Origin of the sequence: Arenibacter palladensis, assembly GCF_900129275.1 — a bacterium.
In the GTDB taxonomy this organism is placed as follows: Bacteria; Bacteroidota; Bacteroidia; order Flavobacteriales; family Flavobacteriaceae; genus Arenibacter; species Arenibacter palladensis.
In genome coordinates this window covers 1-12,239 of the sequence record NZ_FQUX01000007.1, presented here as the reverse complement: position 1 = coordinate 12,239, position 12,239 = coordinate 1, and the positions used below count along the sequence as shown (strand labels likewise).

Below are 12,239 nucleotides of genomic sequence, written 5' to 3'. Positions count from 1 at the left end.
GGTAAATCCTCCTTTATTTGCCACCAACCATTTTGTAAATTTCAGAACCGGCACTTAAAAAGGCCCCTGTTCCGTACACTTCGGTTTTATCCGGACTTGCATTTCCTGGTTCGGCGCCAATGGGTTGTACATACCCCAACATACCCTTGTCATTTACATAACTTGCCATGGCGTTCCACCCTGTAACCACTGCCTTTTTGTACTTGGCACCTTTTAATATTCCATTATTGATGCCCCATGTTAGGCCATACACAAAGAATGAAGAACCACTTGTTTCAGGAGTAGGATAGAATTTTTGGCCCAATAAGCTCATTGCCCAATGCCCCTCCGGAGTCTGTAGTTCAAGAAGTTTTATAGACATTTTATTGTAAATATCCAGGAAGTATTCATATTCCCTGGTTTGCGGTTTTAGATTGGATAGAATATCCGCTAAACCGGCATATACCCAACCATTTCCCCGTCCCCAAAATATTTTGGTTCCCTGATCCAATTTTCCTTTAAATCTTTCATCCCTATAGTACAGATGTTCTTCGGCATCAAATAAGAATTCGGTAGTAGCCTTGTACTCCTCCAACATAAAGTCCAAATATTTCTGTTCCCCTGTAATATTATAAAGATCGGCCCAAACAGGAGGCGACATAAAAAGCGCATCACACCAATTCCATCGATCTTGATGATAAGGGCTTCCCCAGTTTAATTTGGTTTTGGCCGGATGGTGCATAAGAAAACCAAACTGTTCTATAGTAGGCTCCAACATTTCTTCTTCACCATATTTTCTGTAGAGGGCAGCATACATGCGGCCAACAGCATGATCATCCGCATGATACTTTCGTTCGTGCAATTGCCAATTGTTTTGGTTGCCTATTCCCTTTAACCAATTAAAGTAGGTGTCATCATTGGCCATTTGGGCCCATTTGGCCATACCAACATAAAGGGCTGCATTGGTCCAATGCAGTGGATGGTGTGGTTTTTTATTACTGTAACTGTCATTGATATGGTCCATTTGCCAATCGGCGACCTTTTTCATTATGTTTCTTACCTCCTGTGGTTTTATGTCCTGTGCAAAGCATAAATGACCTAACAATAAAGAAATGAGCAGTAATTGAAATGTTTTCATGTAGTCTTTTTAAGTGATTGATTATCTTGAATTAATGGAGCCTTATCCTTCCATAAGATCTCGGAATATCAATAAGAATGTCCTTTACAATTTTAGTGTACTTAAAATGAATTTGCATCCTGTACTGTCCTGTGATTCAAATACATTACTTGTTATTTTTATACCCGGACAAAGGAAGTATGAAGATAATATTTGAGACAATTGTGGATATCAAATCTTGCTTTCCGCCAAATATTTTGGCACTCCGAATAGATAAAAGTTTCCTTTTGACTATAAACAAAAAATGCAGGTCCTTGGACCTGCATTTTTCAAATTACCGTGATTATATATTTTAGTTGGTGTAGGGCACTGTACCTGTTTCATCAACCGGGTACCCCCACTTTTTAATGTATTCCATTCCCGGAAGAAATTCATCGCCGGTTTCTTTCAAACGCTGGGATAGCTGTTTTTCCAATTCGTCCTGAAGGGTGGTATAGCCCTCGTTACCCACAAGGTTGAACAATTGGTATGGGTCATTGATGTTATCGAACAGCAACCAGGGGCCGTTCAAATCGCGGGCATAGGTATACTGTAAGGTCTTTATGGCCCTGTACTCCCTTGCCCCATGTTGTACTTTGTTCCATTGCCCAAAAGGTTGTACACAGGTTAACAAGGTAGCATGTCCTATTTCCGCTGCCCCTTCCATATAAGGCCTATAGTCCAATCCTTCCACAGTGTTGGGGATGGAAATATCACAGAGACTTAAAAGGGTGGGCATGATGTCTTCGGAATTCATTAAAGCTTCCCGTTCTCCTGCAGCTATTTTCAATTTTTCAGGAATATAGTATAGCATTGGTACCCTTGCGGATTCCTCGTAAGGTTGCTGCTTTTTATAGGCACCATGGGAGCCCAATAGATCACCATGATCTGCAGTAAACACTATGATGGTATTCTCAAATTGACCGGAATCCTTTAGATTTTTGATCACCTTGCCTATCATATCATCCAATGCCGCTATATGGGCATAATACCCTGCAAGATCCTTTTTTGCCCGTTCTTTAAGGCTATCCGGCACATTTCTACGGAGTTGGATCTTTTCTGGATCAAATCGGTTCCTATATTCCAACGGGGCGGTATGGTATGGCGCGTGGGGTGTACCATAGGAAAGAATCATCATAAACGGATTCTCGGCCGACTTCCTTTCCTTGATATAGTCTATGGCAGCATCGGTCTGTTCAAAGGTGTCATAGCCGTCCCAAATTTTTCTATTGGGATCATCGTTGTCATAGTACACAGATTGATTGTAATCGTGGGTACATTCGTTGCCTTTCCAGAACTGGAAACCCTGTCTTCTTTGGCCAGGGGCCACATTCTGTAGCCTACCATGTCCGTCCAAATGCCATTTACCGATATAGCCGGTATCATATCCTTCCTTGTTGAACACCTTGGCAATGGTTACCGCATTGGTATCCAGCTGCACGTCGTTCATAAAGACCCCATGTGTCAATGGGCGTTGTCCGGTCAAGAGCGATGCCCTAAACGGAGAACATACGGGCATCCCCGATACCGCATTTTTAAAATTGACGCTTATGGCTGCCAAACTATCCAGATGAGGGGTATCCACATTGGGATCACCAGCATAACCCGTAGCCTGGGCCCGCCACTGATCCGTTAAAAGTACCAAAACGTTAGGCTTGGTGGGAGTTTGGGGTTCTTCCGTTGTCTTTTTTTCAGCACAACTCCCAAGAAGGATTCCACCCAATAAAATGATTAAATAACTACTTTTTTTCATGCTTATTTTTCTTATTTACAGTTTAGGATTCCAGGAGGCTTCCAACTTATTCCTTAAATCGTCTACAACTTCGGGCCTTTCATCTACCAGGTTTACTTGTTCAAACGGATCTTTAAAAATATTGTACAACTGGATCTTTTCATTTGGCCTGTTCTTTGGGTCGGGAACTATAAGCTTATAAGGATTGGTCATCACCATTCTATATTTAAGCCCTTCCACAATGGTATTAAAGTCATGGTTATAAATTTCCCCAAAAACGGCCTCTCGATTATTGCGTTCAGTTTCATCCAATATGTTGATCCCGTCCAATTCCTCGGAGGACTCCAGACCCAAAAGATCTAGTACCGTTGGTACCATATCCAAGCTACTGGTCAATGATAACGTATCCATTCCAGGGGCGATTTTTCCTTTCCATTTGTACATAATAGGAGTCCTCAACCCATAGTCATAAGGCGCTTGTTTGGAGATTGGATTATAGGCCCCATCGTTTTCATTTTGAACCCAACCATTATCGCAAACATATACGAATATAGTATTTTCTGTTTGTCCTTTTTTGTCAATATAATCCATAAGCTCACCACAAGTAATATCGAACCATTCGCACATGGCCCAATACTTGGCTACATACTCCGTAGGTGCCTTGGGAAGGTATTTCTGCAAAAGACTGTCCGGTGGATTATGGGGCGAATGTGGCAAAAAGGGAGCGTACCACATAAAAAAGGGCTTCTTCTTTTCCAAGGCCAAATCTATGTAATTATAGAGGGTATCCATTCCTTTACGACCAATTTCGAGGCCATAATCTCCATGCCTTCCCCCTCGGTCAGGATCACCGTGCGTCATACCGTAATCGAAACCTCCATTGGAATAATTACCAAGCCACCACTTACCGGTTTGAAAGGAGAGGTAGCCTTTTTTCTTCAACATTTTGGGCAAAGTGTTCAGTTTTTTAAAGTTTTCAACTACGGGCACATAGTTACTGGCCCTCCAGGGCAATGTCCAAGCCGGTTTTCCCTTTTTGTCATCGCCAGGAAGCACCCTATCATTTCCCAATACCATATGATTACGGGGATAAACCCCAGTAATCATGGATGCCAAGGAAGGAGCACAGAGTGAGGTTGGAACATACCCTCTTGAAAACGTTAGGCTCTCATTGGCCAATTTATCCAAATTTGGGGTTTCAATATGTTCATGGCCCATAAAACCATAATCTGTCCAAGCTTGATCATCCGAGATTATAAAGACAATATTTGGAAGCGCCTCCTTTTGCTTCTCTGCTATCTCCTGCTTAACCTCTTTGCAAGAGGTGAAATAGGTGGCTATCCCTAGCGTTAATACTACTAATGATAAATTTTTCATACCATATCCTTTTTTAAAATTTTAATTTCTGTGGGTGTAGCTATTTGCACTTCCCAATCGTTACCTTCATTACAAAAGGGTAAATAACATAGTCCTTTCCCCCTTTTGCATTTTTAGTTTTTTCGCCATTTCACTATTTCTGATTGCCCTTGACTTTTCATTATTTAAGTTTATATAATTTTCAACTTAGATAAAAGGTCAAGGGCAATAGATTTACATAGATCAGGAACCTCTTTTAATACCCAGGATTCTGTGTCATGTTGGGATTTAGATCCAACTCATTATTTGGAATCGGGTATACCAACTTATCTTGGGTTATGGCAAAGGATTCTGGACCGTAGGCAATGAAATCTGGCGGAACCAGCGTAGGGTCCGCTTTTTCCTTAATACCGAAAGCGGTGATAACCTCAATGGCCTTACCTGTCCTTACCAAATCGAACCAACGGTGATTTTCAAAGGCCAGTTCAACCCTTCTCTCCTGGGCTATGGCATTCCTAAAGGATACTTGATCTGGCAAATCGGTTGTTGTCAATTCGGGCAATCCGGCACGGACCCTAACCCTATTTAGCATAGTAAAGGGTACACCGGTTTGATAACTCTGTTCATTAATAGCCTCTGCAAGCATTAACATTGCATCTGCGTATCTATACACCGGCCAGTTGTCAGGAGATCTTGAAAAATCGGGATCCGTATCGTGGTTATACTTGTTTACGTAGTACAAGGGGCTGGGATTCCTATCAAAGTAAGCTACCGATATATCCTTTCTTTTATCATTGGCTTCATAGGCTTCCACCATATCCTTTGTTGGTATATTCCTTCCTGGAGAATTCTCAGGACCTAGAACTACGACACCCCTAGACCCTACGGGTGCAAATTGGTATATAAAATTGCTGGATTCACCCTCCTGTCCCTCTTTAAACTGAACTTCAAAAATAGATTCTTGGTGGTTCTTATTTGCCGGATCAAAGATATCTGCATAATCGTCCAACAAATCGTACTGATCTGATCCGATAATACTATTTAGTTGAATTTGGGCATTGCCATACTCACCTCTTGTTAAATAAACTTTGGCCAAAAGCATTCTCGCGGCTCCTTGGGTAATTCTGCCCACATCATTACCGGTATATGCAAGGGGCAAATTGGAAATAGCAAATTCAGCATCATCCACTATGGCCTGATAAACTTCGGAAGTAGGATTTCTTTTTAGGGCAAACGCATCTTCCGCCGAACTTACCGGCTCTATAAGCAGGGGTACATCTCCCCAATAACGCACCGCAACAAAGTGGTAAAACGCCCTAAAAAAACGTAGTTGGGCTTCCAACATTTTGGCCGAATCTGGATCTATTTCAGCACTGTTAAGATAAAACAAGGTTACATTACAATCCTTTATTCCACCATAAATATTGTTCCATGCATCCGAAATGGGACCAGCAACCGATGTCATTTTGAATTGGTCCAAAAAGCCATATTGCCTTCCTCCTCCCAATGAACCTTGATCCAAAAGGTTATCATAAGTAGTATTATCCGATCTGCCTTCCTCTAAAAAATGAGCGCTTAAGACATAATCTTGCATACCTCCATAAACACCTAACAAGGCCTGATCAAAATCTTCATCTGTTTGGTAAAAATTGCCTTCAGTTAAATAATGGTCTGGAGTAACATCTAAAAATTCTTCATTACAACCTAGGAATACTAATATTGAAACTATAAATAGTATCCTTTTTGACCCTAATATTGAGCTATATTTTTTCATCGCGGATATTTTAAAAATTAATATTGACACCAAGGGTGTATGTTCTGTTTATAGGATATGAAAAGTCGTCCACACCTAATGCCTGCGGATTGTTCCCAAAATTACTTACTTGGGGGTTCCAGCCAGAGTAACTGGTGAATTTCGCCAGATTCTGTACGCTAAAATGGAACCGCAGACTGGATATAAAGGTTTTATCCAATACCGAAACAGGTACTTGGTATCCTAGGGTAACATTCTTTATCCATATATGGTCCCCATCTTCCACCCAAAGATTGGATGCAGCATGTTGATTTGCATAATGTAGGGAAGGAATCAAACCCTTGCCTGGATTTTCCGTTGACTTCCATCTATCCAAAAATTCCGTACTAACATTCCATCTACCTTTTTCATTATAGAGCACTTCGTTCAACTGTGGAATAATTTGATAGCCGAATGCACCCGTAGTCAATATGGAAAGGGATAAATTTTTGTAATTGATTACATTATTAAAGCCTAAATTAACTTTAGGATGTGGGTTTCCAATATAATCTCTGTCCAAACCAGTAATTGAACCATCTCCATCTACATCCCTGTAAATATAGGCCCCAAGTTGTTTGGAGCCCGGCCAACCATGAAGGTTAGGGTCGTCCAATTGTTCCTGGGTATTAAAAATCCCGTCAATAATATAACCTCGTAACGAACCCACAGGAAGACCTACTTGGGTAACGTTCCAGGTAGAGATAATTTGTGATATTTCTTTAGGAAGATAGGTTACTTCATTTTTGATGAACGATAGATTTAAATTACTGTTCCATGAAAAATTATCATTGTTTACACGGGCAGCCAACTCAATATCAACACCCTTATTTACCATCTCCCCTATATTGGTCCTTGTGGAGGCAAATCCAGAAGCCCTTGGTATGGAAAGGTTGAAGAGCATATCTTCTGTCGTTTTCTCAAAATAGCTTGCGTTTAAAGTAATGGCATCCCTAAGGAATCCCATGGAAAGCCCCAAGTCCAATTGCTTACTTGTTTCCCATTTTAGATTACTGGAGCCCAAGGAAGTAAGTGATTTCCCTACCTGGATATTGTCGTTGAGCACATAATTAAAGTTATTGTTCAGGTTATTCAAGTTAGGGATAGAAAGTATGGTCCCGAATCTATCAAAATCCCCTATGGCGGAATTACCTGTGATACCATAGCTAGATCGCAGTTTAAACTCGTTCATGAAGAAATCCTCCGGATAGAAACTTTCTTCCGAGACTCTCCAACCCACTGATGCCGAAGGGAAATTCCCATACTTGTTATCGTCTCCAAATCTAGAGGATCCTTCCCTCCTAAAATTCACTTCCGCCAGATACTTGGATTTATAGTCATAACTAAGACGGGCAAAATATGCCGCCAAGGACCAGTTGGTCAAATCTGTTACCGCAGCTGAAACTTCAGAAGCCTCCAGAAAATTCAAGGTATTATCACTTGGAAAACCAGTGGCATTGATGGTTGACAATTCCCCTGTTTGCTTTTGGGCAGTATATCCCAATAGGGCACTAATGGAATGTTGTCCAATGGTAGTATCATAGGTAAGGAGATTATCAATGCCCCAATTGGTAATATCACTCTTTTGATTGGCACCTGAATTTACGAACGGAGGCGCTCCAGGTGAAAGATTGGAGGCGTTTCCAATGGCAAACCGTCCAATGGTACTTGGTGTAAACGTATTTATCTCCCTTGTTAACAAGCGTCCATAAAGTTGTGGTTTGTAATGTAGGCCGGGAAGAATTTGCATGTCCAGGTTAATACTGGCATTAATATCTCTTTCTATTCTATTATTGGTAAGCGAATTCGCCTCAAATATAGGGTTGGCATAGGCAAAATAACCTGGGGAATCAGCGGGAATATAAGGCTTAAGATCGCCATTTTCATCATAAGGGGACTGCAAGGGACTAGCCGTTACCGCCTTCATGATAATACCTCTGGAACCATCCTCCGGTATGGAATTGTTGTCCGAAAAGGCAACAAACATATTGGAGCCAACACTTAGCCAATCGCTGATAGTGGCGTCCAGATTGGATCGGAGGGACAATCTTGAAAAGTCAGTGTTTAGAAGCACACCTTCCTGATTTAAATATCCGGCAGAGACTACACCCTTAAATTTACTGTTACCACCTCTGTAAGTAAGGTTGTGGTTCTGAAATACCGCACTACGCATCAATAGACTTTGCCAATCCGTACCACTGCCTGGAGCGCTGTTCAGTGCATCCAAATAAATATCTGGCACTGGAGTATTGCTCCCGCTACGTGCATTTACTTCCTGGACCCTTTCCAAATTGTATTGGGCATATTGTGGCGCATCAAGGGTTTGCGGACGCCAGTTATTTGGCACCATTTGAAATCCACTGGAACCATTATAAGTAAGTTCGCTTCTAGATTCTGTTGCCTTTAGGGTCTGTATCAAGATAACCCCGTTGGTTCCCCTTGCACCGTAGATGGAGGTGGACGCCGCATCCTTTAAAACGGTAATTTTTTCAATATCATTGGGGTTAAGACTCTGGGGAATACCATTGCCTACTGGAAATCCGTCAATAACCACCAGTGGTTCAATTCCGGCATTAATAGAGCTGATCCCCCTTACTTGTATGCTAGGAGCCTGTCCTGGAGAACCATTACTTTCGGTAATTGTAACACCGGAAACCCTACCTTGTAGCACTTGACCCGATGTTGAATTGGGCATATCCTGTACACCGCCCATATCCACTTCGGAAACCGCTGAAGTTATCTTTTTCTTACTTTGAGAACCATACCCTACCACGACCACTTCATCCAAACCAGCCGCACTTTCTTCTAAGGTAACATTAATGGAACTTTTACCGTTAACAGTAACTTCAGTGGTCGCAAATCCAATATAGGAAACTACCAAGGTGGCATTTTCATCGGAAACTGCAATAGTGTAGTTACCATCAAAATCTGCAGTTACTCCGTTGGTAGTACCCTTTTCTACAATATTGGCCCCAGGCAAAGGGTTGCCGTCATTGTCGGTAACCACCCCACTAATGGTTTGTTGCATCTTTTTGGACTCAACCACTTTAGGATTTTTCTTCAAGAAAATGGCTCCGTTGTCCGTAAACTGAAAATCAATGTCGGTAAGCATGGCACATTTGTTCAGCAGGACACCTACCTTTACCGTACCCTTCTTTATTTCGACAAGGGGACTTCCTACAAAAAGATCCGATCTATAGATGAAATTGTAATCGGTCTGTTTTTTAACAACTTCCAACACCTCTTCCATAGAAAGTTGGGCATCCTCCGTAAACGTTATTTTTTTGTCTTGGGAAAAACCATTTTCTACGCTAAATCCGAACGAAAGAATCGAAAATAAAAAAATGAAGATTTTCATAGTGATAATTAGGGACGTCTTGACATAGGCAAGACTACCCCTATTTGGTTTAGTTTTCATAAATTTGAATGTTAGTTAATTTTTGATTAATTAATGTACTTGGGGATGGAGATTTCAATTGTCCAGATTTAGACTCCATTCCCCTTTTTTTTAAAGCTTTACTTCATAATTATTGTTTTACCGTTTATTTCATATTCAACAAGGTTTGTGTTCTGTATAATGTCCAAGATTTCTTTGAGGCTTAGCGTTTTTCTAAAAACACCATTGAAAGTCAATTCCTCCGTAGCTTTCTTGTGAAACACTACGTCAAAATCGTACCAACGCGCAAGTACTTGCATAATGTCCTCCAAGGATCTATTTTTAAAACTGAACAGTCCGTTTTTCCAGGATACCTCATCATAAACATCTACTTTGGAAATGCCTATTTTTTTGGAATCCCGATCCATAGTAGATTGGTGACCAGGGCTAAGATTTTTGGATTCACTTCCATTTTCAACAATGACCTTACCTTCCACCAAAGTTGTAGAGACGTATGTATCCTCGTTATATGCTTTTATGTTGAATTCCGTACCCAACACTTCCACTCGCTGCCCTGCCGTATGTACCACAAAATGAGACCCGTTATGCTCAGTACTCGGGGATACGTCAAAATAGGCTTCCCCATATACCAATTCCACTTCACGAGTTTTATTGGCCGCAAATGCCACGGGATACCTCAACCGTGTTTCAGAATTAACCCACACTTTGGTCCCGTCGGCCAGAACCAAAACAAACTGCCCTCCACGTGGTATGGTAAGAATATTTTTTGCAATAATTTTTTCAGGTGATTCCTGACCATCGGTATACACCAATTGTTCCCCATTACTAGAGGCTTTATCCGTTTCAACACTTTCTCCTTTCTCCAGAACAATTTCTGAACCATCTTCCAAGGTAAGCGTTGCCTTATCGGTACCGATCTGAATGGAATCCTTTTGGATCACTACGGCATCCATTGGAGGATTTACCTTGATATTTTCTTTTTCCCCAAACCAGATAGTGCCTGCAGTAATAAGAAGGACGATTGCTGCTGCATATTTATAAATAGAATACCGTTTTTCCTTTTTATTGATTTTGGATGAAACCCCAGACCAGCCTTTCTTTATGTCTACAAGATCAATTCCTTTTTGGTAGTTATTCTCAACCCTATGGAAATAGCTACGGTGATCTTTGGATTCCTTGTACCAAGAATCGAAAATACGCCCCTCCTCTTCGGTTAAGGTATTGTTGATTTTCTTTATTATAAGTCTGAAATCCATCGGGATTTTGTTTGTCTATATTAATATGACAATCAAATTCCTAAAATGGGTGACAAAAAAATATAGAAATAGAAAAATAATGGATAATAAATAAGAAAATAATATTTAAAAGGAGGTTTTATTGTACTATTGAAAATAGAACTGCAATATAAATCACTAATTTTCCCAACTTCAATTTGGCTCTTCTAAGCTGGGTCTTTACCGTATTTACGGAAACATCCAGTTCATCCGCTATTTCATTAAAACGATAGTTATCCACAAAGCGTAGCTTGGCGATGTTGCGCATTTTTAAAGGAAAATTGTCTATCACCTTTAAAACTTGTTCATAAAGCAGCTGCTTTTCGTCTTCTGGAAACCAGTCAGGACTGTAACCGATATCTATATTAGTTTCTACTTCCGTAATTTTTGATACATGAGTAATCTTTATCGCTTTTAAAATATTAAAGCATCTATTGCGTACCATAGCATAGAGGTAGGACCTCAAGTTGGTTTCAATGTCAATTTTGTTGGATTTTTCCCAGAGACATGCAAATACTTCCTGTACCACATCTTCACTAGAATCTTTGTCGAAGAGATAACCATTGGCATAAACGACCAATTCATGGTACAAGCCATCGAATAGTCTTCTAAACACAAAATGGTTCTTCCTTTGTATTTCCGCTAAGATTTCTTTTGAGTCCAAAATGATCTATTATTATTGCTACAGAAATAAATTTAATTCTAAGTAATTTTTCAGAAACGGACAATTAAATTAAAACATATTCATTTCATTAGTCATATCCTATTGAGCTCATCACCGATTTAACAATTAAGAAATATAATGTTTTCTTAAGTATAACAACAAGTATAAAGAAAAACATTAATGATAGTATCCTGTACTGTGCTGCAAGCTTGTGTTGTAGGCTATATAACATACTGCAACAGCTTATTTTAATCTCTCCATTATCCACTGGAAATTAGCACTAACAATAGATAGCAAAAATACGGAAGCCATGAACAGTAGTTAGGGGAACCATTTTTCTTATAATAGGAAATTTTCAGGCCTATAAAGCATGGGAAGGAATCCACTGAAAACATTTCTACACCCGCCTTAAAGGAACAGGCGGACAAGCCTCGGAGCATTCAAATTCTACTTTGTGTGTAAAGAAAACAGAGATTCATCCAACGCACTCAAGCAGGTGGAGTTGTTCTCTGCTTTCTTCTTACAAACTAACTCAACTAAACATTTTTTGTACTTTTATTTACGGGTTGCCCGAACAAATCCACTATGGGCTTTCCATGCCCATCAGGAGTTGTATAAAACGGTCTGCCCTCAATGGTATAATTTGTTTCAGGATGTATTCCCAAAGCATGGTAAATTGATTGATGCACTTGATCTATTACCACGGGATTTTCTATGGAAGAACATGGCCTTTCATCCGCTGTTTTACCATATACAAGACCTTTTTCGACTCCTCCTCCCCACATCAGTATTGAACTACCATCGGTAAAGTGTCTGTGCATACCATAGAATTTCTCATCCTCTATGATATCCGGTTGATCTACCTGGTCCTTCACTTGTTCGCCAGGCCTTC

The 12,239-nt window shown here is 40.4% G+C and carries 8 protein-coding genes; all 8 read right to left on the bottom strand.

Annotation, left to right across the window (positions count from 1 at the left end; genetic code table 11):
• Positions 1-13: 13 nt before the first annotated feature.
• On the bottom strand, positions 14-1,117 hold the full coding sequence (locus tag BUA60_RS16985) for a glycoside hydrolase family 88/105 protein (RefSeq protein ID WP_072863779.1): 1,104 nt from the start codon (positions 1,115-1,117) through the stop codon (positions 14-16).
• A gap of 331 nt (positions 1,118-1,448) precedes the next feature.
• Entirely contained in the window at positions 1,449-2,888 is a 1,440-nt protein-coding gene (locus BUA60_RS16975; protein ID WP_072863775.1) for a sulfatase family protein, read from the bottom strand.
• Positions 2,889-2,903: 15 nt separating this feature from the next.
• On the bottom strand, positions 2,904-4,244 hold the full coding sequence (locus tag BUA60_RS16970) for a sulfatase family protein (protein WP_072863774.1): 1,341 nt from the start codon (positions 4,242-4,244) through the stop codon (positions 2,904-2,906).
• A 235-nt stretch (positions 4,245-4,479) separates the two neighbouring features.
• The gene (locus BUA60_RS16965) at positions 4,480-5,997 is read right to left on the bottom strand and encodes a RagB/SusD family nutrient uptake outer membrane protein (RefSeq protein WP_072863773.1); all 1,518 of its coding nucleotides are present in this window, start codon (positions 5,995-5,997) and stop codon (positions 4,480-4,482) included.
• A 10-nt stretch (positions 5,998-6,007) separates the two neighbouring features.
• Positions 6,008-9,430, bottom strand: a complete 3,423-nt coding sequence (locus BUA60_RS16960) for a SusC/RagA family TonB-linked outer membrane protein (protein WP_072863771.1) — start codon at positions 9,428-9,430, stop codon at positions 6,008-6,010.
• Between the two features lie 98 nt (positions 9,431-9,528).
• Positions 9,529-10,665, bottom strand: coding sequence for a FecR family protein (locus tag BUA60_RS16955; protein WP_072863769.1), 1,137 nt, complete (start codon positions 10,663-10,665; stop codon positions 9,529-9,531).
• A gap of 118 nt (positions 10,666-10,783) precedes the next feature.
• Positions 10,784-11,347, bottom strand: a complete 564-nt coding sequence (locus tag BUA60_RS16950) for an RNA polymerase sigma factor (RefSeq protein ID WP_072863767.1) — start codon at positions 11,345-11,347, stop codon at positions 10,784-10,786.
• 536 nt (positions 11,348-11,883) lie between these two features.
• Positions 11,884-12,239, bottom strand: a 356-nt coding sequence (locus BUA60_RS16945) for a DUF1501 domain-containing protein (RefSeq protein ID WP_143153220.1), incomplete at its 5' end; no start/stop codon positions are given.